Annotated in this window: 24 protein-coding genes; 8 read left to right on the top strand and 16 right to left on the bottom strand. The window is 60.3% G+C overall.

The window, feature by feature from the left end:
* Positions 1-28: 28 nt before the first annotated feature.
* Positions 29-571 (bottom strand): YaeQ family protein, encoded by a 543-nt coding sequence (locus tag AB4N33_RS27135; protein ID WP_460121251.1) that lies wholly within the window; start codon positions 569-571, stop codon positions 29-31.
* A 145-nt stretch (positions 572-716) separates the two neighbouring features.
* Here AB4N33_RS27135 and AB4N33_RS27130 point away from each other — a divergent pair, with 145 nt between their 5' ends.
* Positions 717-1916 carry a CaiB/BaiF CoA transferase family protein gene (locus AB4N33_RS27130; protein ID WP_460121249.1) on the top strand — a complete coding sequence of 400 codons (1200 nt, stop codon included), beginning with the start codon at positions 717-719 and terminating at the stop codon, positions 1914-1916.
* Between the two features lie 73 nt (positions 1917-1989).
* Entirely contained in the window at positions 1990-2838 is an 849-nt protein-coding gene (locus AB4N33_RS27125; protein ID WP_460121247.1) for a TIGR02285 family protein, read from the top strand.
* Between the two features lie 173 nt (positions 2839-3011).
* On the opposite strand, the gene AB4N33_RS27120 is transcribed toward AB4N33_RS27125, so the two are convergent.
* From AB4N33_RS27120 to ffh, 10 genes are all read right to left on the bottom strand, one after another.
* Entirely contained in the window at positions 3012-3296 is a 285-nt protein-coding gene (locus tag AB4N33_RS27120) for a DUF3509 domain-containing protein (protein WP_460121246.1), read from the bottom strand.
* 328 nt (positions 3297-3624) lie between these two features.
* Positions 3625-5034 (bottom strand): threonine synthase, encoded by a 1410-nt coding sequence (thrC, locus tag AB4N33_RS27115; protein WP_460121244.1) that lies wholly within the window; start codon positions 5032-5034, stop codon positions 3625-3627.
* 107 nt (positions 5035-5141) lie between these two features.
* Entirely contained in the window at positions 5142-6446 is a 1305-nt protein-coding gene (locus AB4N33_RS27110; protein ID WP_460121242.1) for a homoserine dehydrogenase, read from the bottom strand.
* A gap of 132 nt (positions 6447-6578) precedes the next feature.
* Positions 6579-7310, bottom strand: a complete 732-nt coding sequence (gene dsbC / locus AB4N33_RS27105; RefSeq protein WP_460121240.1) for a bifunctional protein-disulfide isomerase/oxidoreductase DsbC — start codon at positions 7308-7310, stop codon at positions 6579-6581.
* A 271-nt stretch (positions 7311-7581) separates the two neighbouring features.
* Positions 7582-8478, bottom strand: coding sequence for a site-specific tyrosine recombinase XerD (gene xerD, locus AB4N33_RS27100; RefSeq protein ID WP_476458617.1), 897 nt, complete (start codon positions 8476-8478; stop codon positions 7582-7584).
* A 92-nt stretch (positions 8479-8570) separates the two neighbouring features.
* The gene (gene rplS / locus AB4N33_RS27095) at positions 8571-8921 is read right to left on the bottom strand and encodes a 50S ribosomal protein L19 (protein ID WP_003175895.1); all 351 of its coding nucleotides are present in this window, start codon (positions 8919-8921) and stop codon (positions 8571-8573) included.
* A 45-nt stretch (positions 8922-8966) separates the two neighbouring features.
* Positions 8967-9740: a tRNA (guanosine(37)-N1)-methyltransferase TrmD gene (trmD, locus tag AB4N33_RS27090; RefSeq protein WP_460121236.1), complete on the bottom strand. Its 774-nt coding sequence runs from the start codon at positions 9738-9740 to the stop codon at positions 8967-8969.
* Positions 9722-10258, bottom strand: a complete 537-nt coding sequence (gene rimM / locus AB4N33_RS27085) for a ribosome maturation factor RimM (protein WP_460121234.1) — start codon at positions 10256-10258, stop codon at positions 9722-9724. The genes trmD and rimM overlap by 19 nt, the downstream gene beginning before the upstream one ends.
* A 5-nt stretch (positions 10259-10263) precedes the next feature.
* Positions 10264-10515 (bottom strand): 30S ribosomal protein S16, encoded by a 252-nt coding sequence (gene rpsP, locus AB4N33_RS27080; RefSeq protein WP_007944872.1) that lies wholly within the window; start codon positions 10513-10515, stop codon positions 10264-10266.
* A 250-nt stretch (positions 10516-10765) separates the two neighbouring features.
* On the bottom strand, positions 10766-12142 hold the full coding sequence (gene ffh, locus AB4N33_RS27075) for a signal recognition particle protein (RefSeq protein WP_460121232.1): 1377 nt from the start codon (positions 12140-12142) through the stop codon (positions 10766-10768).
* A gap of 195 nt (positions 12143-12337) precedes the next feature.
* Between ffh and AB4N33_RS27070 the strand changes: the two genes are divergently transcribed.
* The 3 genes from AB4N33_RS27070 (at position 12338) to AB4N33_RS27060 (ending at position 15908) form a co-directional block, all read left to right on the top strand.
* Complete coding sequence (locus AB4N33_RS27070) at positions 12338-13150, top strand: cytochrome C assembly family protein (protein ID WP_460121230.1); 813 nt, start codon at positions 12338-12340, stop codon at positions 13148-13150.
* Positions 13151-13162: 12 nt separating this feature from the next.
* The gene (locus tag AB4N33_RS27065; protein WP_476458616.1) at positions 13163-14398 is read left to right on the top strand and encodes an HlyC/CorC family transporter; all 1236 of its coding nucleotides are present in this window, start codon (positions 13163-13165) and stop codon (positions 14396-14398) included.
* Positions 14399-14591: 193 nt separating this feature from the next.
* Positions 14592-15908 carry an MFS transporter gene (locus tag AB4N33_RS27060; RefSeq protein ID WP_476458615.1) on the top strand — a complete coding sequence of 439 codons (1317 nt, stop codon included), beginning with the start codon at positions 14592-14594 and terminating at the stop codon, positions 15906-15908.
* A 155-nt stretch (positions 15909-16063) separates the two neighbouring features.
* Here the strand turns inward: AB4N33_RS27060 and purT are convergent, their stop codons facing one another.
* From purT to AB4N33_RS27035, 5 genes are all read right to left on the bottom strand, one after another.
* Entirely contained in the window at positions 16064-17245 is a 1182-nt protein-coding gene (gene purT, locus AB4N33_RS27055) for a formate-dependent phosphoribosylglycinamide formyltransferase (protein WP_476458614.1), read from the bottom strand.
* A gap of 97 nt (positions 17246-17342) precedes the next feature.
* The gene (locus AB4N33_RS27050) at positions 17343-17810 is read right to left on the bottom strand and encodes a preQ0 transporter (RefSeq protein WP_476458613.1); all 468 of its coding nucleotides are present in this window, start codon (positions 17808-17810) and stop codon (positions 17343-17345) included.
* A 157-nt stretch (positions 17811-17967) separates the two neighbouring features.
* The gene (locus tag AB4N33_RS27045) at positions 17968-18180 is read right to left on the bottom strand and encodes a DUF1289 domain-containing protein (RefSeq protein ID WP_460121221.1); all 213 of its coding nucleotides are present in this window, start codon (positions 18178-18180) and stop codon (positions 17968-17970) included.
* On the bottom strand, positions 18177-18701 hold the full coding sequence (locus AB4N33_RS27040) for a gamma carbonic anhydrase family protein (protein WP_368555154.1): 525 nt from the start codon (positions 18699-18701) through the stop codon (positions 18177-18179). The genes AB4N33_RS27045 and AB4N33_RS27040 overlap by 4 nt, the downstream gene beginning before the upstream one ends.
* 43 nt (positions 18702-18744) lie before the next feature.
* Entirely contained in the window at positions 18745-19344 is a 600-nt protein-coding gene (locus tag AB4N33_RS27035) for a CoA pyrophosphatase (protein WP_476458612.1), read from the bottom strand.
* A 167-nt stretch (positions 19345-19511) separates the two neighbouring features.
* Here AB4N33_RS27035 and AB4N33_RS27030 point away from each other — a divergent pair, with 167 nt between their 5' ends.
* The 3 genes from AB4N33_RS27030 to AB4N33_RS27020 all read left to right on the top strand — a co-directional run bounded on the left by AB4N33_RS27030 (position 19512) and on the right by AB4N33_RS27020 (position 25493).
* The gene (locus tag AB4N33_RS27030; protein WP_476458611.1) at positions 19512-20063 is read left to right on the top strand and encodes an NUDIX hydrolase; all 552 of its coding nucleotides are present in this window, start codon (positions 19512-19514) and stop codon (positions 20061-20063) included.
* Between the two features lie 48 nt (positions 20064-20111).
* Entirely contained in the window at positions 20112-20618 is a 507-nt protein-coding gene (locus AB4N33_RS27025; protein ID WP_460140958.1) for a L,D-transpeptidase family protein, read from the top strand.
* A gap of 162 nt (positions 20619-20780) precedes the next feature.
* Positions 20781-25493, top strand: a complete 4713-nt coding sequence (locus tag AB4N33_RS27020) for a DUF4329 domain-containing protein (protein ID WP_476458610.1) — start codon at positions 20781-20783, stop codon at positions 25491-25493.
* The last annotated feature ends 16 nt before the right edge of the window (positions 25494-25509 follow it).

Genomic DNA, 25509 nt, shown 5'->3' with positions numbered 1-25509 from the left:
GGATAAAACCGGTCGATACGCTGAAAAATCAGCCGCGTTCGCCACTCAGCCACTGCAATTGGACTTCGTGCTGGCCGCGATCGTCGGTCACGAAAACCGTGCCGTCACTGATCATCACGTCCCACTTGATGACGCGCGGCATGTCCTGGGCCAGGGTTTCCAGCACGTCCTGGGGTACCGCAGCGATGTGCACGTTTTTCAGGTTCTTGATCGCCGGAATCACCTTGCCCTCCCAGACCCGTAGGCTACCGTAGGCCAGCAGGCTGGTACGTTCGGTACGGCGCGAGCACCAGGTCAGGCGATCGACGTCCGGCTGGCCGACTTCGATCCAGTGCAGGACGCGGTCGTCCAGGCTCTTTTCCCACAGGGCGGGCTCATCAACGTCAGACAGACCACGGCCAAACGACAGTTGCTCGTTGTACCAAAGGGCGTAGGCCAGCAGGCGAACAGCCATGCGCTCTTCGGTTTCCGACGGGTGACGGGCGATGGTCTGCTTTACCGACTCGTAGATGTTGCGGTCGAGGTCGGTAAGGTTCAGTTCAAACTTGTAGGTCGTGGACGGCTGGGCCATGAACGGGCTTCTTGATACGTGGAAAGGCGGCAAGTTTAACCGATGCGACGAGCAATCAACCAATTGCTGATCATCAACCTTGCGCGCCGGACGGCTGGCTGTGCTAAAACGCTCTTTCAGCCAGCCTTGCCCTACAGGATCTTGCATGTCGTTCTCCACCCAACCGCTCTCGGGCTTGAAAGTCATCGAACTGGGGACATTGATCGCCGGGCCGTTTGCCTCGCGCATCTGCGGCGAGTTTGGTGCTGAAGTGATCAAGATCGAATCCCCCGATGGCGGCGATCCGTTGCGCAAATGGCGCAAGCTGTATGAAGGCACTTCGCTCTGGTGGTTCGTCCAGGCACGTAACAAGAAGTCCGTGACCCTGAACCTCAAACACCCGGACGGCCTGGCGATCCTGAAAAAACTGCTGGGTGAAGCGGACATCCTGATCGAAAACTTTCGGCCCGGGGTCCTGGAAAAACTCGGCCTGGGTTGGGAGGTTTTGCACGCGCTGAACCCGAAACTGGTCATGGTGCGCCTGTCGGGTTTCGGCCAGACCGGCCCGATGAAGGATCAACCGGGTTTCGGCGCCGTCGGTGAATCCATGGGTGGACTGCGCTACATCACCGGTTTCGACGACCGACCACCGGTGCGCACCGGGATCTCCATCGGCGACTCGATTGCCGCGCTGTGGGGCGTGATCGGCGCGTTGATGGCCCTGCGTCATCGCGAGGTCAACGGCGGCCAGGGCCAGGTCGTGGACGTGGCCCTGTACGAAGCCATCTTTGCCATGATGGAAAGCATGGTCCCGGAATTCGACGTGTTTGGCTTTATCCGCGAGCGTACCGGCAACATCATGCCCGGCATCACGCCTTCGTCGATCCACACGAGCGCCGACGGCAAACACGTGCAGATCGGTGCCAACGGCGATGCGATCTTCAAGCGTTTCATGCTGATCATCGGCCGCGAGGATCTGGCCAATGATCCGACACTGGCCAGCAACGACGGACGCGACAGCCGCAGGGACGAGCTGTACGGGGTGATCGACCGCTGGGTCAACTCGCTGCCGCTCCAGACGGTCATGGAGCGGTTGAATCAGGCCGAAGTTCCTGCCAGCCGGATCTTCAGCGCCGAGGACATGTTCAAGGATCCGCAGTACCTGGCGCGGGAGATGTTCCTCCAGGCGAAACTGCCTGATGGCAAAGATTTCAAGATGCCGGGAATCGTGCCGAAACTCTCTGATACACCTGGCACTTCGCAATGGGTCGGGCCGCAGTTGGGCGAACACAACGTGCAGGTACTCAACGATCTTGGCTACGACAAGGAACAGATCGAACAACTGCGTAAAGACGGGGCTATCTAGGCTGAGGCGTCCGCTTGCCCTTTTCACCCCGCACGCCGTTACGCGCGGGGTAAAAGTCGTATGCGCCTGGACAGTGGTGTTCCTGCTCGCGAGCCCGGTTGCTTCGACCATGGCCCAACCCAGGGAAACCATGATCTGGCTGTTGCGCGACCTGCCGCCGCTGATGATTTTCGAAGGCCCCAAAAAGGGCCAGGGCGTCATCGATCAACTGTTGCCCCTTTTGACCACTGACATGCCGCAGTACCGGCATGTATTGATGCGGGTCAATCGCGCCCGTGCCTTGCAAATGCTCCACGAACCGTCCCTGACGTGCGATGCGGCCCTTAACTGGAGCAAGGAGCGCGAGCGCTGGATTGCGTTTTCCCTCCCGGTGTTTCGCGCCATGAGCAACGGCCTGGCGGTACGCCGGGTTGACCATGAAATCATTGCGCCGTACATCCAGAACGGCGAGGTCGATCTGGCGGCGTTGTTGAGCAGTAGCGGCGAACAACTGGGCGTCATTGGCGAACGCAACTACGGCGTGTTTCTCGATGCCCTGCTCAAACAGGCACCCGCCCGGTCACTCACCGCACACTATGGCAACGACGCCTTGGGCAGCCTTCTGCAAATGCAGCGCCTGGGCCGCTTGCGCTTCCTGTTGGGCTACCGCCCGGAAATCCGCTATCAGGCCGAGCAACAGGGAATCAGCGAGGACGAATTGCAGTTCTACCCGATTCTCGGCGCCGAGAAGTACCTGTCGGGCTACATTGGCTGCACCGACACGCCGAAAGGTCGGCAGGCCATCGTCGAGATCAACCAGTTATTGCGCAAACTGCCTCACAAGACGGTCACCGACGCCTACGCTGCCTGGCTGGACCCGGAAAGTCGCGGCACTTACCTGGAGGAGTCCAGGCGATACTTCGAAGAACAAGGCCGGCCGTGAAAAATCGCAGGCAAAAGAAACCCCGAGAAGTGGGGAGACGACTCGGGATTAAACGTGGTCTGTATCAAGACCAGTAGCAGCAAGCGCCAAGCACCGGAGCACAATGCTTGATCCTGCTGCTACATGCTCTGACTGACCCTGGGCCGGGAAGGTTCCCGTGAAATAAAATTCACTTACAGGTGGGCCGCCAGCTTGCCCTGCGCGGCATTGCGCAAGGCCGCAATCACGCAGGGTTCCAGGCGCCCTTCGGCAATCATCAGGTCACGGTGCAAGCCGTCGACCACATCGGTGAGAAGACGCTTGTCGGTCAATTGGGCCTGATTGAATTCCCGTTCAACCACGATGGCGCCGCTCGTGCCCTTCAATGTCACCAGGCATTCGCCATGGGCACCGGACGGGGTCAACGTCACTTGATACGGGCTCAGCGCCTCACCGAGCAATAGGCAGATACTTTCCATCTCGATCACCACTCAATAGTCCGAAAACGAAGTGCCAGGGGCGTGTCTAAAGTTAATGACCGCCGGCACGAGAAGAAAGTTCGGGATGCAGAGCGCGGGGGCGTCTCTGGTCTATGGAGGATGCATGGCGAAGATGACAGGGAAAAAACAGCGGGGGGGCGTTGGTCGGGTCGAGTGGAGTGCCCCGCCCTGCGGGTCGACCTATAAACATGTGGGAGCGGGCTTGCCCGCGATAGCGTAGGGTCAGTCGGCATCAGTGCTGTCTGACCCTACGCTATCGCGGGCAAGCCCGCTCCCACAGGAACGGCAATACCCGGGAAGAAGGGGTTTACAACGGCTTGCCGCGATTACCGTGTTGGCTGACGAAGTTCTGTACAGCCTTCAGGTCGTTCGGCAGCACCGTGCAACGCTCATCGCGCTCGAACAGGTCGGTCAGGTGCGCCGGCAGTGCCAAAGCCTTGCCAACGCCGGCCTTCTCCACTGCATCGGGGAATTTGACCGGGTGGGCGGTGCCCAGGATCACCATCGGGATGTCCAGGCTGCGGCGGCATTCGCGGGCTGCCCTGACACCGATGGCGGTGTGCGGGTCCAGCACTTCGCCGGTCTGCTCGAACACCTGCGCAATGGTTTCGCAGGTTTGTGCGTCATCCACGGCCAGCGAGTCGAACAGCTTGCGGGCTTCGGTCCAGCGCTCTTGCTCGACGGAGAAACCACCGCCCTGCTTGAAACTGTCCATCAAACCGGCAATGGCCGCGCCATTGCGACCGTGCAGGTCGAACAGCAGGCGTTCGAAGTTCGACGACACCATGATGTCCATCGACGGCGACAGCGTGGCGTGCAGGGTTTCCTTGACGTACTGGTTGCCGCTCATGAAGCGGTGCAGGATGTCGTTGCGGTTGGTGGCGACGATCAACTGGTTGATCGGCAGGCCCATGTTGCGGGCCAGGTAACCGGCGAAGATGTCACCGAAGTTGCCGGTCGGCACCGAGAACGACACTGAACGCGCCGGGCCACCCAACTGCAGGGAGGCGTGGAAGTAGTAGACGATCTGGGCCATGATCCGCGCCCAGTTGATCGAGTTTACAGCCACCAGGCGAGTGCCCTTGAGGAAACTCTGGTCTGCGAAGCTGGCCTTGACCATTTCCTGGCAGTCGTCGAAGTTGCCTTCGATGGCGATGTTGTGGATGTTCTCGCCGAAAATCGTGGTCATCTGCCGACGTTGCACTTCCGATACGCGGTTGTGCGGATGCAGGATGAAGATGTCCACGTTTTCGCAGTGCTTGCAGCCTTCGATGGCGGCCGAACCGGTGTCGCCGGATGTCGCACCCACGATTACCACGCGCTCACCGCGCTTTTCCAGCACGTAGTCAAGCAGGCGGCCAAGCAGTTGCAGGGCGAAGTCCTTGAACGCAAGGGTCGGGCCGTGGAACAGCTCAAGCACCCACTCGTTGCCGTTCAACTGACGAAGCGGCGCAACGGCGTTGTGGGCGAAGACGCCGTAGGTTTCTTCGAGGATTTTCTTGAAATCGGCGTCCGGGATGCTGCCGGTGACAAACGGGCGCATGATCCGGAAGGCCAGCTCGTGATAAGGCAGGCCGGCCCAGGAAGCGATTTCCTCCTGGGTGAAACGTGGCAGGTTTTCCGGGACGTACAGACCGCCGTCGGTGGCCAGGCCAGCCAGCAGGACGTCTTCGAAATTCAGGGCCGGTGCCTGGCCGCGGGTACTGATGTAGCGCATGGGGGCAAACCTTTGGTTTGAGCTGTGAGCTGCAAGTTACAAGCTGCAAGTAAAAAGCGATCCTGCTCTTACTTGTAGCTTGCCGCTTGCAGCTCGCCGCTGCTGTATTAATTCAAATGTTCGACACGAATCCGGACCACCGGCCCAACCACGCCCTGAAGCGCTTCCAGTGCCTGGATGGCATCGTTGATGTGCTGCTCCAACACGCGGTGGGTCAGCAGGATCATCGGCACCAGGCCGTCATGCTCTTCGACTTCCTTCTGCATGATCGATTCGATGTTGATACCACGCTCCGACAGGATGCTCGCCACCTGGGCCAATACGCCCGGGTGATCCTTGGCCTGAATGCGCAGGTAGTAGGCGCTTTCGCAGGCTTCGATCGGCAGGATCGGGTGGGCCGACAGCGAATCCGGCTGGAAAGCCAGGTGCGGCACACGGTTTTCCGGATCGGAGGTCATGGCGCGAACCACGTCCACCAGGTCCGCAATCACCGACGAAGCGGTCGGCTCCATACCGGCGCCAGCGCCGTAGAACAGGGTCGACCCGGCAGCGTCACCGTTGACCATCACCGCGTTCATCACGCCGTTGACGTTGGCGATCAAACGATCAGCCGGGATCAACGTCGGGTGCACACGCAGCTCGATACCGGCCGCGGTGCTGCGCGCCACACCCAGGTGCTTGATGCGATAGCCCAGCGCTTCGGCGTAGTTCACGTCGGCGGTGGTCAGCTTGGTGATGCCTTCGGTGTAGGCCTTGTCGAATTGCAGCGGGATACCGAACGCGATGGATGCCAGGATCGTCAGTTTGTGCGCCGCATCGATACCTTCCACGTCGAAGGTCGGATCCGCTTCGGCGTAACCCAATGCCTGGGCCTCGACCAGCACGTCTTCGAAGGTACGACCCTTCTCGCGCATTTCCGTCAGGATGAAGTTACCGGTGCCGTTGATGATGCCCGCCACCCAGTTGATGCGGTTGGCGGACAGGCCCTCACGGATCGCCTTGATCACCGGAATACCACCGGCCACGGCGGCTTCGAACGCAACGATCACGCCCTTTTCACGCGCCTTGGCAAAAATCTCATTACCGTGAACAGCGATAAGCGCCTTGTTCGCGGTGACCACATGCTTGCCATTCTCGATGGCCTTGAGTACCAGCTCGCGGGCAACGGTATAGCCGCCCATCAGCTCTATGACGATGTCGATCTCTGGGTTCGTGGCCACATCGAAGACATCGGTGGTAATCGCAATACCGGTCGTTTGGAACTGAGGCTTTGGCGTGCGAATGGCAATTTGTGCCACTTCGATCCCACGCCCGGCACGGCGAGCAATTTCCTCGGCGTTGCGCTGAAGTACGTTGAAGGTTCCGCCACCGACGGTCCCTAACCCACAGATGCCTACTTTGACCGGTTTCACTGTGAACTCCCCATAAAACGGCCGACACGAGGCCGGCCGTGAAAACAGCCGCAGGTTCGCGGCTCTCTATTGATGGCCCGGCAATGCTGCCGCCGGGCCATGATCGCCAGGGCTTGCCCTGACGATGCGAAATTACTTCGCGCCCAGCGCCAGTTTGGCAACTTGGGGCGCAGGCTGGTAGCCCGGAATGACCTGACCGTCGGCCAAAACGATGGCCGGCGTGCCGTTCACACCAATCGACTGGCCGAGGGCGAACTGCTTGGAAACCGGGTTATCGCACTTGGCGGCCTTGATTTCCTTGCCATCGACCATTTTGTCCATGGCCGCTTTTTTGTCTTTCGAACACCAGACCGCTTGCAACTGCTCGTCACCTGGCGAACCCAGGCCCTGGCGCGGGAACGCGACGTAGCGCACTTCGATGCCGCGCTTGTTCAGCTCAGGCACTTCGGCATGCAGTTTATGGCAGTACGGACAGGTGGTGTCGGTGAACACGGTGATGTGCGATTTGGTTTCGCCAATGGCCGGGTAGACCACGGTTTCAGCCACCGGAATGTCGTTGATCAGCTTGGAGATGCCCACGCGCTCGGCCTTCTCGGTCAGGTTGACCGGCTTGCCGCCCTTGAGATCGAACATGTAGCCCTGCACCACGTATTGGCCGTCGGCGCTGGCGTAGAGCACGCGACTGCCCTTGAGCTTGACTTCGTACAGGCCGGGCAACGGGCTGGCGGAGATGCTTTCTACCGGCACCTCAAGTTGAAGATTTTCGAGGCTTTTACGGATGGCTTTGTCAGCCGCGTCATCGGCGACGGCAAAGGTGCTGACCAACGCAATGGCTGCGGCGGCGATAATCTGGGTCAGACGCATGAGAACTCCTGAGGGCGGACAAATGGGACGATCAGAACGCCCGTGCCGAAACACCGGGTCATAATCGCCCATCGTGCAAACCGGCAAAGCCTACCACAGTAAGGCTCGTGGGGCCGAATGCCGGTGATGCAAGGTGTTGGTGCGCGAGGGTACGGGTGGGACTGCCAACTGTGGGAGCGGGCTTGCTCGCGAATGTGGTGGGTCAGTCAACGCAGGTGTTGAATGATAAACCGTATTCGCGAGCAAGCTCGCTCCCACAGGGGATCAGCGCTCACCCGCGCGGATGGTGCTTGGCATGCAAATCCTGCAACCGCGCCCGGGCGACGTGAGTGTAGATCTGCGTGGTCGACAGGTCGCTGTGACCCAATAGCATCTGCACCACCCGCAGGTCCGCGCCGTGGTTGAGCAAATGCGTGGCGAAGGCATGACGCAAGGTGTGCGGTGACAGCGATTTGCCGATCCCGGCGACCTTGGCCTGATGCTTGATGCGGTGCCAGAACGTCTGCCGGGTCATCTGCTCGCCGCGCTGGCTGGGAAACAGCACGTCGCTGGGACGCCCGCCGAGCAACTCGCCACGGCCATCGCGCATGTAACGCTCGACCCAGACAATCGCTTCCTCGCCCATGGGCACCAGTCGTTCCTTGCTACCTTTGCCCATGACTCGCAGCACGCCCTGGCGCAGGTTGACCTGCTCCAGCGTCAGGCTGATCAGCTCTGTCACCCGCAAACCACAGGCGTAAAGCACTTCGAGCATGGCGCGATCACGCTGGCCGATGGCTTCGCTCAGGTCCGGCGCCTTTAATAGCGCTTCAACGTCCGCTTCCGAGAGGGACTTGGGCAACGGTCTGCCCAACTGTGGCATATCCACGCGCAGGGTTGGATCGACGGCGATCAACTTTTCCCGCAGCAAATAGCGATAGAAACCCCGCACACCGGAGAGAAAGCGGGCGGTAGAGCGCGGCTTATAGTTTTGTTCAAGGCGCCAGGCCAGGTGATCGAGGATCAACTCACGACCGGCATTGATCAACTCAAGGTCCCTGTCCTGCAACCAGCCATTGAACAGCGCCAGATCGCTGCGATAGGCGTCACGGGTGTTGTCGGAAAGACCTTTCTCCAGCCACAACGCATCGAGAAACTGGTCTATCAGTGGATGATCGATGGCAGGCATAAAAACTCGGCGGCAGGGCGGCCTGAAAAGATAAATCGCGGGCAACAAAAAAGCAGCCCGTAGGCTGCTTTTTTCTGCATCGGAAGCTGGACTTAAGCCAGTTTTTCCTTGATGCGAGCTGCTTTACCCGACAGGTCGCGCAGGTAGTACAGCTTGGCTTTACGTACGTCACCGCGACGCTTGACAGCCATGCTGTCGATCTGCGGGCTGTAGGTCTGGAAAGTACGCTCTACGCCAACACCGTTGGAGATTTTACGAACGGTGAATGCACTGTTGACGCCGCGGTTACGCTTGGCGATAACAACACCTTCGAACGCTTGCAGACGCGAACGGTCGCCTTCCTTTACTTTTACCTGAACGACAATGGTGTCGCCCGGGGCAAAGGTAGGGATCTCTTTGGTCATCTGCTCTGCTTCGAGTGCAAGGATGATTTTGTTAGTCATGCTGTGCTCCTAAGGTAAATCGTCGGATTTACCATCGATACGTTGTTAACTATCGTCCCGCTCGCGGAGATATTCCTCGAGCAGCTTCTTCTCTTCTCCAGAAAGCGAGCGGCTTTCCAGAAGATCGGCGCGTCGTTCATAGGTCCGACCAAGGGACTGCTGTAAACGCCAACGCCGGATGTGCGCGTGATTGCCACTTAGCAACACGTCGGGAACACGCTGATCCGCATACACCTCAGGTCGGGTGTAGTGCGGGCAATCCAGCAAACCATCCGTAAAGGAATCTTCCTCGGCGGAGTCCGCATGCCCTAAAGCTCCAGGCAGCAGTCGTGTAACCGCATCGATCAGGACCATCGCCGGCAGCTCGCCGCCAGACAGTACATAGTCGCCAATCGACCACTCTTCATCGACATGAGCCTCAATAAAACGCTCGTCGATGCCTTCATAGCGACCGGCAATCAGGATCAATCCATCCAGATTCGCCAACTCGCGTACCGCCGACTGAGTCAGTTGACGGCCTTGGGGGGACAGGTAAATCACCTTCGCCGCCTCCCCGGCCGCTGCCTTGGCCTGAACCAGAGCATCTTCCAGGGGCTTGATCTTCATCACCATGCCCGGACCACCGCCAAATGGGCGATCATCCACAGTGTGATGTCGATCCGTCGTGTAGTCCCGCGGATTCCAACAGGTGAGCTGCAAGAGCCCCTGTTTCACCGCCCGACTGGTGATGCCGTACTCGCTGATGGCGGAAAACATCTCGGGAAACAAACTGATCACTTCTACGCGCAAGTTAGCCACGCTTAGAAATCCGCATCCCATTCCACCTTCATCTCGCCTGCACCCAGGTCGATGGCCAACACGCATTGCTCGGTATACGGCAACAGGCGTTCGCGATCATCCAGGCTGCCAGCGCAAGGCTTGACCACCATTACATCATTGGCGCCGGTTTCCAGAAGATGATCGACCTTACCGAGCAATTGCCCCAGTTGATCGATGACCTTCAGACCTTCCAGCTGGTACCAGTAGTACTCGCCGTCGGTCAATTCAGGGAACAGGTTACGCGGCACGCAGATCTCATAACCGGCCAGAAGACGTGCTTCTTCTCGATCATCAAGGCCCTTGAGCTTCGCGACCAGGAACTTGTCGTTCCCGCGTCCACTGACCAGCTCTACCTGTTTCACACTGCCTTCGCGCTTGAGCGTCCAGGTTTTGTACTGCAACAGGTTTTCTGTTGGATCAGTAAAGGAATACACCTTCACTTCGCCGCGAACGCCGTGAACAGAATAAATCTTGCCAATAACGATCAAATCATCAGCAATGGCTGGCGTCGCGTTCATATTGCTCAGGCCGCAGCCTTAGCAGCGTCCTTCAGCAACTGAGCAACACGCTCAGAAGGTTGTGCACCAACGCTCAGCCAGTAGGCAACGCGCTCTTGGTTCACGGACAGACGGACTTCCTGACCACGAGCAACAGGGTTGAAGAAACCAACCTGTTCCTTGTGCGAACCGTCGCGCGGGTTGCGGCTGTCGGTTACGGTCAGGTGGTAAAACGGGCGCTTTTTGGAGCCGCCAAGGGCAAGACGGATTGTTAGCATGTGAACATCGTTCCTGTAGTCGGTGCTGCAAATCTAAAGGCACAGCGGGCATGGCTGCCCGAAAGGCCGCATATTCTAAGGAATATCCGGACTTTTGCAAATGACTTTTTCCGGCGGCCTATCGGACGCCATGCAGATTTGCTATAGAGCCGTCGTTGAAAACGGCCTGTCGGCTCCCGCCAAGTGCGGGTTTACCGTTTGTCCCACATTTCTGTGGATCAGCGCCGACATGACTGCCGGCGCGAATTCTTTACATTTTTGGCATGCCGCCGCCGGGCAACATGCCGCCCATGCCGCGCATCATCTTGGCCATCCCACCTTTTGCAGAAAACTTCTTCATCATCTTCTGCATCTGCTTGTGCTGCTTGATCAAGCGACCGATGTCCTGCACCTGAGTGCCGGAACCCATGGCGATGCGGCGCTTGCGCGAACCGCTGATCAGCTCGGGGTCGCGGCGCTCGGCCGGGGTCATGGAGTTGATGATGGCTTCCATCTGCTTGAATTGCTTCTCGGCCGCCGTCTGGGCGTTGCCCATCTGCGCCAGGTTGACGCCACCGATGCTGGGCAGTTTGTCCATGAGGCCGCCGAGGCCGCCCATGTTCTTCATCTGTTGCAGCTGATCGCGGAAGTCTTCGAGGTCGAAGCCCTTGCCCTTCTTCAGTTTCTTGGCCAGTTTGTCGGCCTTGTCCTTGTCGAGAGTGGCTTCCGCCTGCTCGATCAGACTGAGCACGTCCCCCATGCCGAGGATGCGCGACGCGATACGCTCAGGGTGGAACGGCTCGAGCGCTTCGCTCTTCTCGCCCATACCGATGAACTTGATCGGCTTGCCGGTGATGGAGCGCACCGACAGCGCCGCACCTCCACGGGCATCGCCGTCGACCTTGGTCAGGATCACACCGGTCAGCGGCAATGCATCGCCGAAGGCCTTGGCCGTGTTGGCGGCATCCTGGCCAGTCATCGCGTCGACCACGAACAGGGTCTCGACCGGATTGACCGCCGCATGCAGGGCCTTGATCTCGCCCATCATCTCTTCGTCGATGTGCAGGCGACCGGCGGTATCGACGATGACCACGTCGATGAATTTCAGCTTGGCTTCTTTAATAGCAGCCTGGGCGATTTCGACTGGCTTCTGGCTCAGGTCTGACGGGAAGAACGTCACGCCGATGTCGTTGGCCAGGGTTTCCAGTTGCTTGATTGCCGCCGGACGGTAAACGTCCGCGGATACCACCATCACCGACTTTTTCTTGCGCTCTTTGAGGAAGCGCGCGAGTTTGCCGGCCGTTGTGGTTTTACCGGCACCCTGCAAACCAGCCATTAATACGATGGCAGGCGGGACGGCACTCAGGTTGAGGTCTTCGTTGGCCGCGCCCATCAGGCTTTCGAGTTCGGCCTGGACGATCTTCACGAAGGCCTGGCCCGGCGTCAGGCTGCGCGACACCTCGGTGCCGACAGCACGCTCCTTGACCGAATTGACGAAGTCCTTCACCACCGGCAAGGCAACGTCGGCTTCGAGCAACGCCATGCGCACTTCGCGCAGGGTGTCTTTAATGTTGTCCTCGGTCAGCTTGGCCTTGCCGGTGACATGGCGCAGCGTCTGCGAGAGACGGTCAGTTAGGTTTTCAAACATTGCGCGATCCTTTCAGGCCCTGTACAGACCGGGATAATGGCGGCCCAGAGCGGGAAAAACAGGTGCTCGATGAGCCTGCGGCGTGGGCAGGTCGCGGATTATAGCGAAGACTGCGTCTGGCGCACACCTCGCACTTTCGTGCCGTAGGGGTTCTATGCCAAACTCAGCGCCTTTCGGGCTTGCCTAACAGGACTTATGCTCCCCTTGTCACCCAGTTTGCTCACTACACTCGCCGCCGCCTGCTTGTATGCCGCTGCGACTATCTATCAGGGCACTCGCCTGGCCTCCGGCGCCAAGGCGAACAAGCGGCTGCTGGTCACGCTCGGCGTGCTGGCGGTCCTGGCTCACAGCGCCAGCCTGTTCACTCACCTGTTGACGCCAATCGGCCTGGGCCTGGACTTTTTCAGCGCCGCGAGCCTGATCGCAGCCGCCGTCATTGCCTTGACCCTGCTGGCATGCTCACGCATTCCGGTGGAAAACCTGCTGATATTGCTGTTCCCCCTGGGCGCAGCGACGGTGCTGCTCGCGCAGTTCGCTCCCGCCGGCACGGTACAAATCATCGACGAAGAGCCAGGCATTCTCGCGCACATCCTGTTGTCGATCCTGGCCTACGGCATGTTCACCATCGCGGTGTTCCAAGCCTTGCTGCTGCTGGTTCAGGACCATCAGCTCAAGCACAAGCATCCGTCCGGGTTGATCAAGAATTTCCCACCGCTGCAAACCATGGAAAGCCTGCTGTTCGGCTTCCTGTGGGCCGGCTGGACCTTGTTATCGCTGTCGCTGATTTCGGGGTGGCTGTTCGTCGAGAACCTGTTCGCCCAACACCTGGTGCACAAAACCCTGCTGGCGTGCCTGGCCTGGGTCGTGTTCAGCGTGCTGCTCTGGGGTCGCAATCGCCTCGGCTGGCGCGGACACAAGGCGATTCGCTGGACCCTGGCCGGCTTCTGCCTGCTGATGCTGGCGTATTTCGGCAGCAAGCTGGTCCGTGAATACATCCTGCACATCTGACAGGCGGCATTAATGGACGACTTGCCCATAGGACCGATGCTCGCCGTAGTGGCCCTGCTGATTTTATGGTCGGGCCTCTTTACCGCCATCGAAGCCGCGCAACAGCATCTGCTGGCCCAGCGAACCGCATCGCGCTCCAGCGACAAGCCGGTGGCGAAACTGAGTTTCCCGCTGCCCAGCCTGATCCTCTGCAACACCCTGTGCCGGGCGCTGGTGGTGGTCATCAGCACCCTGCTGGCGATTTTCACCTGGGCCGAAAACGGCCCATGGGCCGCCTGCCTCGCCGCGACCGCGGTCCTGCTGGTATTCGCCGACTACCTGCCTCGCACCCTTGCGGCGCGCTATCCGGACGCGATCCTTTCCGTGGGCAATACCCTGCTGGGCGTGCCTCTGAAAATCATCTACCCTGCTGCCTGGCTGCTCAATGGCCTCAGTCAGTTGCTGACGCGACCGTTCGCGCGCAAAGCCAAGGTGGTGCAGCAGAGCGACGACGAAACACCGCAAGATCGCCACGATGACCAGGAAAGCCCGGTATGTCGCCCGCACCCGCTGCCGGGTATCCATGCACTGGACAATATTACGGTCAACGACATTCTGGTGCCACGCAGTGATGTCGACGGCATCAACCTGGACGACTCCATCGAAGAAATCATCGAGCAGCTGCGCGCCAACCGGCGCACGCGCCTGCCTGTGTTCCACAGTGACATCAATCAGGTCGAGGCAGTCCTTAACACCCGGCAGATCCGCCACCTGCTGCCCGAAGGCAATCTGACCCGCGAAGCACTGCTGGCGGCCTGTCACGAGCCCTACTTCGTCCCCGAGAGCACGCCACTGCAGCTGCAATTGCTGAATTTCCACAAGCAGCAACGGCGCCTGGGCATGGTGGTGGACGAGTACGGCGAAGTGCTCGGCATCGTCACCCTGGAAGACATTCTCGAAGAAATCGTCGGCGAGTTCGAAAGCCAGCACAGCCTGGATAACCCGCACATCCACCCCCAAGCCGACGGGCGCCTGGTGGTTGATGGCGCCGCGTCGATCCGTGAGCTGAACAAGAGCCTCGGCTGGCACCTGCCCAGCGACGGCCCAAAGACACTCAACGGTCTGGTCACCGAAGCGCTGGAGACCATCCCGGACAGCCCAGTGTGTCTGAAAATCGGGCGTTATCGCCTTGAGATCCTTGAAACAGAAGACAACCGCGTGACCCGCGTCCTGATCTGGCACACCAGCGCCGCTCCCGTCACTCTGTAACCCTCGCAGAATCCGACCTTTCCCACCCCGGTTTGTCCTTGTTCAATCGTTAGCCGACTTCCTATAATCAAGCCACGCTTACCCAAGCCCCGCCTTACCCGTGCTACCCGCACCCTGTTGCAAACCCACATCCCTGGGTGTTCGAACATAATAATTCGCTCCACTGGAGCACATGACTGTCAGGGACTTCTGCATGACGACCAGCACGACTTTTAGCGAAACCACGCCTGAACAACCGGCAAACTCCGCCACCCGCGTGGCCACTGCCAGCTTCATTGGCACCGCCATCGAGTTCTATGATTTCTATGTGTATGCCACGGCCGCCGCGCTTGTGATCGGCCCGGTGTTCTTCCCGCAGACCTCCGGCACCGCACAGATGCTCTCGGCGTTCCTGACCTTTGGCATCGCGTTCCTGGCGCGTCCGTTGGGTTCGGCGCTGTTTGGGCACTTTGGTGACCGCATCGGGCGCAAGTCGACGCTCGTCGCCTCGCTGCTGCTGATGGGCGTCTGTACCACGCTGATCGGCGTGCTGCCCGGTTACGACAGCATTGGTGCGTGGGCGCCGATCCTGCTGTGTGTGCTGCGTTTTGGCCAGGGGCTGGGACTGGGCGGCGAATGGGGCGGTGCAGCGCTGCTGGCGACAGAAAATGCTCCCAAGGGCAAACGCGCCTGGTTCGGCATGTTTCCGCAACTGGGGCCTTCGATTGGCTTCCTGGCTGCCAACGGCCTGTTCCTGACGTTGGCGATGGTTCTGAATGACGAGCAATTCCGCTCGTGGGGCTGGCGTATTCCATTCCTCCTCAGCGCCGCGCTCGTGATGGTCGGCCTGTACGTACGCCTGAAACTGCACGAAACCCCGGTGTTCGCCAATGCCATGGCGCGCCAGGAGCGAGTGAAGATGCCAGTGATCGAGCTGTTCAGCCAGTACTGGGTGCCCGTATTGCTCGGGGCCGGCGCGATGGTGGTGTGCTACGCGCTGTTCTACATCTCAACCGTGTTTTCCCTGAGTTACGGCGTATCGACGCTGGGCTACACCCGCGAAACCTTCCTCGGCCTGCTGTGCTTTGCCGTGCTGTTCATGGCCGCCGCTACCCCGCTGTCGGCCTGGGCCAGCGATCGTTATGGGCGCAAGCCGATCCTGATCATCGGCGCAGTGCTGGCCATCCTGTCCGGTTTCCTGATGGAGCCGCTGCTGACCCAGGGCTCGACCTGGGGCGTGGCACTGTTCCTGTGCATCGAGCTGTTTCTGATGGGCGTCACGTTCGCCCCGATGGGTGCGTTGCTGCCGGAACTGTTTCCAACCCACGTGCGCTACACCGGCGCATCAGCGGCCTACAACCTGGGCGGCATCGTTGGCGCCTCGGCAGCACCATTCTTCGCGCAGAAGCTGGTGGCGATGGGCGGTTTGAGTTATGTCGGCGGGTATGTGTCGGGGGCAGCGGTGCTGAGCCTGCTGGCGGTGCTGTGCCTGAAGGAGACACGGCATAACGATTTGAATCGGGTGGGCTGATAGATGGCTGTCGCGGGCAAGCCCGCTCCCACAAGGGCTTTGTGGTGCACACAAAACCCTGTAGGAGCGAGCTTGCTCGCGATGCGGTGTATCAGAAAAGTTGATGTGACTGACACACCGCTTCGCGAGCAAGCTCGCTCCTACAGGTTTAGCGGTTAGAGCTCTACTTTGACTGCCTGGGATGCACGGGTCGCCTTGGCGCGTGCCGCTTCGATCGACTCATCCCGCGCCAGGGTCACGCCCATGCGGCGCTGGCCATTCACTTCAGGCTTGCCGAACAGACGCAGCGCCGTGTCCGGCTCGCTCAAGGCTGCGCCGAGGTTGGCGAAAGCGGTTTGGGTCGACTGGCCTTCCACCAGGATCACCGCCGAAGCCGACGGGCCGAACTGACGGATCAACGGAATCGGCAGGCCCAGAATGGCGCGCGCGTGCAGGGCGAACTGCGACAGGTCCTGGGAAATCAGGGTCACCAGACCGGTGTCGTGTGGACGCGGCGACACTTCGCTGAACCACACCTGATCGCCTTTGATGAACAGCTCGACGCCAAACATGCCGCGACCGCCCAGAGCTTCTGTAACGGCTTTGGCAACGCGCTCGGATTCGGCCAGGGCCACCGGGCTCATGGCCTGTGGCTGCCAGGACTCCTGATAATCGCCCTTCTCCTGACGGTGACCGACTGGCGCGCAGAACGTGGTGCCACCGACGTGTCGCACGGTCAGCAGCGTGATTTCGTAGTCGAAATCGATGAAGCCTTCGATGATCACCCGGCCTTTACCGGCGCGACCGCCTTCCTGCGCATAGTCCCACGCAGCCTTGACGTCATCGATGCTGCGCAACAGGCTTTGACCCTTGCCCGAGGAGCTCATGACCGGCTTGACCACGCAGGGGAAACCCAGGTCTTCGACGGCCTTGCTGTAGTCCTCGAAGGTGTCGGCAAAGTGATACGGCGAGGTCGGCAGGTCCAATTCCTCGGCGGCCAGGCGACGGATACCTTCGCGGTTCATGGTCAGTTGCGCGGCGCGCGCGGTCGGGACCACGGTGAAGCCTTCGGCCTCCAGCTCGACCAGGGTGGCAGTGGCAATGGCTTCGATTTCCGGCACGATGAAGTGCGGTTTCTCGGCTTCGATCACCGCACGCAGGGCCGCACCGTCGAGCATGTTGATCACGTGGCTGCGATGGGCAACCTGCATGGCCGGGGCGTCGGCGTAGCGATCCACGGCAATCACTTCAACGCCCAGGCGTTGCAGCTCGATCACCACTTCCTTGCCCAACTCACCACAGCCACACATCAATACGCGGGTCGCGGTTGGCGACAATGGAGTTCCGATACGGGTCATCTCAGGTCCTCAAAGAAGCGGATCATCGAAGAAGGCGCCAGTTGCGCTTTCCAGGGGAAGAAAGCGCGGCATTTTACATGAACCGCAGGGTTTGGCTTCAGCCGGCGACAGCCTGTTTGCGCATGCGCCAGGCCATGATCAGCCACACCACCGTCACACCGGCGAACTTCGACCCCATGGCAGTCAGGATCACGGGGGCGGTGAAGGCGTCGATCATGCCGAAGAAGATGAACGTATCGAGGGGAATGCTCAGCGCCGAACTGATCCACAGGCGATCGTGCAACGGGCGCTTGGTAACGGTGAAGACCAGCCAGTCGATGCATTCCGAGACGGCGAACGCCGTGGCGCTGGCCAGGGCAATGGCGGGATCGGAGGTGACATACGACAGCACCAGCGCCACCAGCATGGCCAGGATCGCGCCATGGCCGAAACGGATCTGCACCATGTCACGCAGCACGAACACCAGACCGCCCCAGGCAGACCAGATAATGTCCAGGTGTGGCGCCGACGAGAAGGCGTAGTTGATCAGCACGACGCTGCTGATGTAGGCGATCAGGAAGAGCATTTGAGGTTGGGGTATCGGGAACGGGTTGTGCAGGTTACTTGAGAGCGGGGGTTGGGGCCAAGTGCTGGGGTGGCAGTGATGGCCTCATCGCGGGCTTGCCCGCGACAGGGCCGCATATCCACCATTGAAGTCGACTGGCATACCACTCCAGCAGCAGCTACTTGGCCTTGTTGCCCACCATCCACAGCACCCCACTGGCTTTGGCCCGCTCATGGCACAACCCCAGCACCCTGCGCCGCTCGTCGTTCTCCATGCGGCTCCAGCCGGTAATTTCCTGCACGGTGCGCTGGCAGCCGATGCAGATGTCATCGTCGTCCAGCGCGCAGATGCTCACACAGGGCGACAGCACCGGGCGTTCAGGGGTGGTCATTGTTCCTGCTCGGCCAGGTCACGGGCATAGCGCTGGGCGTTATGCACGTAGTGGGCAGCGCTGGCTTCGAGCATTTTTTTCTGCGCCTCTGTCAATTCGCGCACGACCTTGCCCGGCGACCCCATGACCAGCGAGCCATCGGGGATTTCCTTGCCTTCGCCAATCAGCGAGTTGGCGCCGATGATGCAGTTCTTGCCGATCTTCGCGCCGTTGAGAATCACCGCGTTGATGCCGATCAGGCTGTAATCGCCGACCGTGCAGCCGTGCAGCATGGCGTTATGGCCGACGGTGACCCCCGTGCCCAAGGTCAGCGGGTAGCCCATGTCGGTGTGCATGACCGTGCCGTCCTGGACGTTGCTGTTTTTGCCGATCAGGATCAATTCGTTGTCGCCACGCAGCACCGCGTTGAACCAGACGTTGGCCCCCTCTTCCAGCTTGACCTTGCCCACCAGCACGGCATTGGGGGCAACCCAGCTCTGTGGATGGGTTTCGACGCGGGCGTCGCCCAGGCGGTATTTCATGGTGATGTCCTCAGGGCGCTGACTGGCCATACGAGCGATGGCTTCAGGTATTGATGAAACTCTTGGGCGGATGGTGCAGGCTGATACGGGCGTCGTAGAGCAGGTTGATCAATTCGACGATCATGATCGCCGTCAAACCCCAGATCTTGTATTCGCCGTAGCGATAGCTCGGCACATACCAACTGCGCCCCTGGTAATCGATGCGATGGGTATGTTCACGCGGGTCTGCGCGAAAAAACTCCAGGGGCACGCTGAACACGGCAGCAATCTCGGCATCGTTGGCCTGGTATTCGACGAAATCCGGGATCACGCCCACATAAGGCGTGACCTTGATGCCGTGCAACGAGATCAATGGGCTCAACGGGCCGATCACCTCAACCAGCCCCGGTGGCAAGCCGATCTCTTCTTCAGCCTCGCGCAGGGCGGTGAAAACCAGATCCGGGTCTTCCGGGTCGCGTCTTCCGCCGGGAAAGGCCACTTCGCCACCATGGGTCGAGAGCCCGCTGGCACGCAGGGTCAACACCAGTTCCGGCTCATCGCTGCGAGTGATGGGCACCAGGACTGCAGCCTCGGGGAAACGCTTGTCGGTTTCCAGTGTTCGGGGCGTGTGATTGCTTACTCGATGCAGTAGCTCGTCCAGCATGAGTCTTCTCGATTCGTTCTCTGCCTTGCATGATGCACCAATCGCATCGACCGCCCAACCCCCGGACGGTCACGTGTCGCTAAACGACAACTTGCCGACAGCCACCGCCGCACGCCAAGATGCACGGCACGATCCCCACCCCAATAGCCGCGGCCCAGGAACCCAGCATGAAATTTTGCAGTCAGTGCGGCAACCCGGTCACCCAGCGCATTCCCGAAGGCGACTCACGCCTGCGGTATGTCTGCGACACCTGCCAGACCATCCACTACCAGAACCCCAATATCGTTGCCGGTTGCGTGCCGACCTGGGGTTCTAAAGTGTTGTTGTGCCGGCGTGCGATCGAGCCACGCCTGGGCTACTGGACCCTGCCCGCCGGTTTCATGGAGAACGGTGAGACCATCGAGCAGGCGGCCATTCGCGAAACCGCCGAAGAAGCCTGCGCGCGCGTGCGTAACCTGAGCATCTATACCTTGATCGATGTGCCGCACATCAGCCAGGTGCACGTATTCTTCCGCGCAGAGCTCGTCGACCTGGATTTTGCCGCCGGCCCCGAAAGCCTGGAAGTGGCACTTTTCGACGAAGCCGAGATTCCGTGGTCGGAGCTGGCTTTCCGCACGGTGGGCCGTACCTTAGAATGCTTCTTCGCTGACCGGCGGACCGAGGTGTACCCCGTACGGTCGGAATCGATCCCGCCGCTGGCTCAGCCTGCGATCACCTGAAAACAGTCATCACTAAAATATCTGCGTCACTTCTGGGGAATTGTTTCAATGCGTTGGTTGCTTGCTGTGTTCTGTCTGTCGCTCGCTGCAGTGACCCAGGCTTCCGCCGTGGGCACCTACAACGGCAAAGTCATCGAGAAAGTTCTGGTTCTCAAATCCGCCCACCAGTTGCAGTTGATCAATGACGGCAAGCCGCTCAAGACCTATCGCATTTCCCTGGGCAAGGGGGCGAAAAAAGGCCCCAAATTGATCGAAGGCGACAAACGCACGCCAGAAGGTTTCTATTGGCTGGACTGGCGCAAGACCAGCGACAAGTTTTACCTGTCGATGCACATTTCCTACCCCAACATCACCGACTCGGCCCGCGCCCGGCGTGAAGGCGTAGAACCCGGCGGGATGATCATGATCCACGGCACGCCGGATTCGGAAGATAACCCGGAACAGCTGTTCCACACCCTGGACTGGACCGACGGCTGTATCGCCTTGCGCAACGTCGACATGCGCGAAGTGTGGAGCCTGGTGCCGGACGGCACGATGATCGAGATCCGCCCGTAAATTTCCAGTTTTATGGGGGGAATGTTCTGACGCCATCGCGGGCAAGCCCGCGATGGCGGCGCAACAGACAACAAAACAACAACTATCTACCACCAACCCCCTCCCCCACCCCCGTCACACTCATTCGATAACTATCCCAATTTTTTAAAAAGGATTTTGATCATGAATGACGTGACTGGTCGCGACGGCCCCGCCGCCTCGTCGCTGCGCAAAACCAGATTGCCGGCACTGAGCCCGGGGTTTGTCACCGAAGAAGATGCCGCACGCTGGGTTCAACAGCGGATCCCGGCCGACTCGGACCGCGAGCACGGCAGTGTGATCCTGCGGCAGCCGGATGGCAGTTTTGTGGCCACCGAACCTGTACCCGGTGAAGCGAACCGCTTTGACCTACGAACCCTCATCGACGTCGACTCCCAGGGCAGTTATGTCCACCCAACGGGTTACACCTGTGTGGCAAACGTCCACTCCCACCCGCCAGCCCACGACAAAGTTCGCGAGGCCAACCCGGGGCAGGATGAACTGACCCTCAGGTTGTTTCTCGGTTTTTTCTCCGAGATTGATTTTGTGGCCGACGTCTCGGAACGTACCTTTTTTGGCAGCGCGTATCTCTGCGGGCCCGACGGGTCGCTGTTGAAATATTCGCCCAGCGGTTCGAAGGAAGAGTTCAGCTACTACCTGTCGCTCAAGGCCGGCGCGCCCCGCAATAACCCGGTGGGCGTCTACGGGGTGGCGAATGTCATCCGCAAAATCGCCTCGCTGGGTGAGCTGTCGGTCATTGTGTCAAACAAGGACTGGGGCGATTCGGTCGGCAAGGTCCCCACGGACTGGAAGCCCGCCAGAGCCTTCTCCAGAGGTGTGATTACTCAAATGCCGGCCATGACGCGCCTGTGCATCAGTGCCGAACATGCCGTCCTGGCGGCATTGAAGATCAAAAGTGCGCAGTCCTGGGGCCTGGTGCTTAAAGACGCTTCACGCCAAGCGTACGTCGCCACACAGGCGCGCCCCGCCGGTCGCGCAGCCTGGACCCCCGCCGCCTTTTTCCCCGCAGGCGAGGACGCAAGCTTGCAACTGCCGGCCGGTTACCTGCTGGAAGGCTTCTACTACGCATCCAGGCCCGATCCCGCCGAGGCCTCGCATCACGAGCCGTGGCTGTACGAGAATTTTTTCACGCCAGCGGACCTGGCCCTCGCCATCGCTTGCTACAGGAGCAACCGAGTGGATCGGGGCAGTGTCCTGTCGCTCTATATGCAAGCCGGCGATATGTCCCTGTTGAAATACAGCTTCAGTGGCTCGGCGCTGGAGGCGGCACTGAGCACGGACAATCCCGATGGCTCCGTGAGCGATGGGGGCCGGCAAGCCAGCCTGCGCGCCGGGGCGCTCAAGCCCAGCGAGTTCGTTACCGCCGTGGCACTGGCCGGGCAACTTGAAGTGGTGCGCGCCAGCGCCTTGTGGGCCAGGCCCGGGATTGTGGGCCCCGAGTGGACAGCCTTTGCCGGGTTCTCATGGCCGATTCTCAGTCCGCTGTTTTTGTCTGCAGACGACGCGGCCCGTTACCTGCACCGCCAGATCGGCCACCGCAGGGATCGTCAATTTGCGGGCTACATCTTTGAACGCAGCGACCAGAGGTTCGTCGCCACGTTGGCACTCGAGGGCGGGATCGAGTCCCTTCGCGACGGCCAGTTCTACCCTCACGACAATGCAGCCCGGTCGATTTTTCCTCAAGGGCTGGCCCTGCACAGTCGTTATGTGTCCCACAAGGCCCTGTCACAGCTCGACCCCGACAAAGTGCAAAGACTCAAATGGTCCCGGCAAGAGGCCGCCCTGAGCCTGCAAATGTTCAACGTCGAGGAAATGCGAGAGGTCTTGCTCGATCAACTGCCGCTGTATCTCTCCGGCTCCGCCAAAAGCCTGTTGCGCTTCGACCCTGTCGAGACCGGCACCACCCGGGCATTCGAAAAGCGCCTGGGCACTCACAAATACCCGGGTCCTGCCGCTGCGGAACTGGAAAGCGGCGTGACCCTGCCCAATGCATTCATCAAGGAACAGGCCGCCGCCGGACGCCTGACCGTGGTGGTGAACAGCGAGATGTGGGGCCCCCGAGGCCCGGTCACACCCACCTGGTCGGCGGCCTACGCGCCTTGGAAATGGAAACGCCCCGAGCACGTTGCATTTGGCGCAGTGTTCTATTCGGCGGATGCTGCCGCTGAAGACCAATATGCCCGCGACGTGCGCCTGCATGACCAGGAAAAAGCCTGGTTTGGTTTCATCCTCAAGCACACCGAGCGCGATGAGTACGTCGCCAGCGAGTTGATCCCGGTCAGCGACGCCAGAAATGATGTATTCCAGCCGCAAAGCCTGTTCGGTGTCACCAGCACTCCCCCCTGGTACAGCTATCCGCAAGGTTTCCAGCGCCATGCGTTTTTTTACTCGCGCCAGCGCTTGAAACATTCGCTGGAGCAGCCTGCCGCCTGGCTCTCGCAGTACTTCATTGCGCCCAACGACCTTTTTTCTGCCGTCTATTACTCACGACGCCGGCCAATCACGGAGTCAGCCGACGCCATCGCACTGTACATTTCCACCCAGGATGGCGCCCTGCTCAAATTCGACAATCGAAAGGGCAACCGACTATTCGACAATGACGTGCCGGGCCTGGGCCTCGACGACTTCAACAGTCTGCTGAGCAGTGGAAAAATGCAGCCTGAAGATTACGTGCGCGCGACCATCAAACACGGTGGGCTGCACGTCATGCGCACCAGCCCGTGCTGGGACCAACCTGGGCCGCTGGATTCGGACTGGCGCCCATTCATGAATCTGCAGAGGCGCTGGTTGAGCCCTGCGTTCAAGAACATCGATGATGCCGCACTGTACGCCCGCGCCCTGTTGCCCGATGAACCGAGACTCTTCGGCGGTCTGCTGCTGATCCGCGCGGATGGGTTGTACCTTTGCACGCAACCTGTGGAAGTGGCCAATGATGACTTCGATATCAGCGCGATCTACCCTGCGCAAAGCGTTCTGAGCGGATTGTTTCCCGGACACTGCAAAGTCGCCGGTCGCTACCGCTCCCGAGTGGCGCGCGAGCCGTCGATCGTGCTGTCGCACCTGCAAAAGCAGACTTACTTGAATATGCTGTCGGTCGACACCCTGTTCACAGCCTTTGACCGCAGGACAATCCCGGCCCCCCAGGCAACCCCGGCGCAGGACGAGTACCTGTTTGGCCCGCAGGGCGCAATCATTCGCTATCGCAGCGGTTTGTTGGCCGATCTGCAGGCGCAGTTGAAGCAGGCTGTACAAGGCGTCACGGTCGATGATTCGAACCTGAACCGCGACGGCGTCAAGCAACTGCTCTACAGCGGCGCTCTCAAGCCCGGCAGCTGGGTCAACTGCCTGGCCAGCGCCGGCGAGTTACAGGTCGTGACCGGCAGCCGCTTCTGGGGAACACGCCGCAAGGTGAGCCAATGGCAACCCTACCCCGTCGCCGCAACGGTCGAAACCAGGGCCGTGGCCGCCCCCCTGTGCGGTCCGGTGTTCGTCCAGGACAACGCGGCAGCGCGCCATATTCATGAAACCGCGGGCGAGCGAGGCAGTGCAACATTCGGCCTGATTTTATCGAGCGCTCGAGACGGTTTGTTCCACGCCAGCCTCCCGCTGGAAATCCAGCCTTCGGCGATCACGACTGACCGTATCCTGCCACGGGGCGTGCCGCCCGCTCACCACGTCGTGCACGCGCTTTACCTATGCGCCCAACGCTCGCTGGCGAGCGAGAAGGAGCAGGATTGCCGACGCTTCCTGTTCTCGCCACTCGACGTGCATCAAATGTGTTCAGCGGCGTACACCCCGCAAGGGTACAGGTCGATCTACTTCTCCTGTGCCGACGGTGCGCTGTTGCGTTTCGCGATGAGCGATTTCGAGCCAGGCAATTTCCTTGATGCCTTTGGCCAGATCGAGCTGCGCAAAAACCAATTCGCGACCTGGGAACAAGCCACGCAGGATGAAGATGACCTTGCGCGAGACCGATTTAATCTGCCCGACTACATAGGTCGCATGGCCCGGGCCGGCCATCTCGACGTCATCGTCACCAGCGATTACTGGTCACGTCATGGCCGGGTGGACGAAACCTGGCAACCGCGCATGGCGGATGTGTCGACTCAGCAACGCTGGCAGGACAACCCGGAGCCTGCGCTGGGCCCCGTCTTCGATCATTGCGACGATGCCGCCCGCTACATCCAGCAGCGGGCCGGCAACGCCCACAACGTCGACTCGACTGTCGATAGCGCCATTCTTGCCCGCATGGCATCGCAGCCCGACACCGCTGAGCGTTTCGTCCCGATGGAACCGCAGGTCAACAACGCCAGCGGGGAGAACTCGGTCAATCGTATTTTCCGCCCGCGGCATGATCCTTCCAGGTCTGTGGTTGACCACTACCCGACCTATCCCCTGGGGTACGAACCCGTGGCATCGCATCAGTTGCATTTTTCCGGTGACACCCATCACCCCGTCAAAACTGATCAGGTCTACGCCAACTTCGCTTCACCGGCCATGGTTCGTGAACGTACCCATGACCTGAAAAACAAGGGTTTCGACCTCCGCTACTATTACTGCTCCACCCCCCACGGGGTGCTGCTCAGGTACACCCCCGAGTACACCAGCGCCGAGAAAACACTGCTATCGACAATGCCAGTGGTGTTCGAAGGCGGCAGGTGGGTCACGAAGCTCACGCCGGAAGATTTCATTAGCCGCCTGATCGAGCTCGGGGATTTTCGAGTACTGATCGCTGGGCACTACTGGCGACAGTCCGGGCGAATGGGCAAGCAGTGGCGGGAGCAGCGCCAGCAGTCGCCGAATGTGGGTGTCGTTCACCCCCGTGACGAATTGTAGAGTGGTTGAGGCATTA

This window comes from Pseudomonas sp. S1_E05 (assembly GCF_056337105.1).
This window is presented reverse-complemented; position numbering and strand designations above follow the sequence as displayed.

Bases quoted from the DNA above. Each gene is read 5' to 3' on its own strand.
- AB4N33_RS27060 (WP_476458615.1), top strand. From the start codon at position 14,592: ATGACGACCAGCACGACTTTTAGCGAAACCACGCCTGAACAACCGGCA.
- AB4N33_RS27030 (WP_476458611.1), top strand. From the start codon at position 19,512: ATGAAATTTTGCAGTCAGTGCGGCAACCCGGTCACCCAGCGCATTCCC.
- AB4N33_RS27070 (WP_460121230.1), top strand. From the start codon at position 12,338: ATGCTCCCCTTGTCACCCAGTTTGCTCACTACACTCGCCGCCGCCTGC.
- ffh (WP_460121232.1), bottom strand. From the start codon at position 12,142: ATGTTTGAAAACCTAACTGACCGTCTCTCGCAGACGCTGCGCCATGTC.
- AB4N33_RS27025 (WP_460140958.1), top strand. From the start codon at position 20,112: ATGCGTTGGTTGCTTGCTGTGTTCTGTCTGTCGCTCGCTGCAGTGACC.
- AB4N33_RS27035 (WP_476458612.1), bottom strand. From the start codon at position 19,344: ATGCTGGACGAGCTACTGCATCGAGTAAGCAATCACACGCCCCGAACA.
- dsbC (WP_460121240.1), bottom strand. From the start codon at position 7,310: ATGCGTCTGACCCAGATTATCGCCGCCGCAGCCATTGCGTTGGTCAGC.
- AB4N33_RS27120 (WP_460121246.1), bottom strand. From the start codon at position 3,296: ATGGAAAGTATCTGCCTATTGCTCGGTGAGGCGCTGAGCCCGTATCAA.
- trmD (WP_460121236.1), bottom strand. From the start codon at position 9,740: ATGGGATGCGGATTTCTAAGCGTGGCTAACTTGCGCGTAGAAGTGATC.
- xerD (WP_476458617.1), bottom strand. From the start codon at position 8,478: ATGCCTGCCATCGATCATCCACTGATAGACCAGTTTCTCGATGCGTTG.
- AB4N33_RS27130 (WP_460121249.1), top strand. From the start codon at position 717: ATGTCGTTCTCCACCCAACCGCTCTCGGGCTTGAAAGTCATCGAACTG.
- AB4N33_RS27065 (WP_476458616.1), top strand. From the start codon at position 13,163: ATGGACGACTTGCCCATAGGACCGATGCTCGCCGTAGTGGCCCTGCTG.
- purT (WP_476458614.1), bottom strand. From the start codon at position 17,245: ATGACCCGTATCGGAACTCCATTGTCGCCAACCGCGACCCGCGTATTG.
- AB4N33_RS27020 (WP_476458610.1), top strand. From the start codon at position 20,781: ATGAATGACGTGACTGGTCGCGACGGCCCCGCCGCCTCGTCGCTGCGC.
- AB4N33_RS27045 (WP_460121221.1), bottom strand. From the start codon at position 18,180: ATGACCACCCCTGAACGCCCGGTGCTGTCGCCCTGTGTGAGCATCTGC.
- rpsP (WP_007944872.1), bottom strand. From the start codon at position 10,515: ATGCTAACAATCCGTCTTGCCCTTGGCGGCTCCAAAAAGCGCCCGTTT.
- rimM (WP_460121234.1), bottom strand. From the start codon at position 10,258: ATGAACGCGACGCCAGCCATTGCTGATGATTTGATCGTTATTGGCAAG.
- AB4N33_RS27050 (WP_476458613.1), bottom strand. From the start codon at position 17,810: ATGCTCTTCCTGATCGCCTACATCAGCAGCGTCGTGCTGATCAACTAC.
- AB4N33_RS27040 (WP_368555154.1), bottom strand. From the start codon at position 18,701: ATGAAATACCGCCTGGGCGACGCCCGCGTCGAAACCCATCCACAGAGC.
- thrC (WP_460121244.1), bottom strand. From the start codon at position 5,034: ATGCGCTACATCAGTACCCGCGGCCAGGCACCGGCCCTGAATTTCGAA.
- AB4N33_RS27135 (WP_460121251.1), bottom strand. From the start codon at position 571: ATGGCCCAGCCGTCCACGACCTACAAGTTTGAACTGAACCTTACCGAC.
- rplS (WP_003175895.1), bottom strand. From the start codon at position 8,921: ATGACTAACAAAATCATCCTTGCACTCGAAGCAGAGCAGATGACCAAA.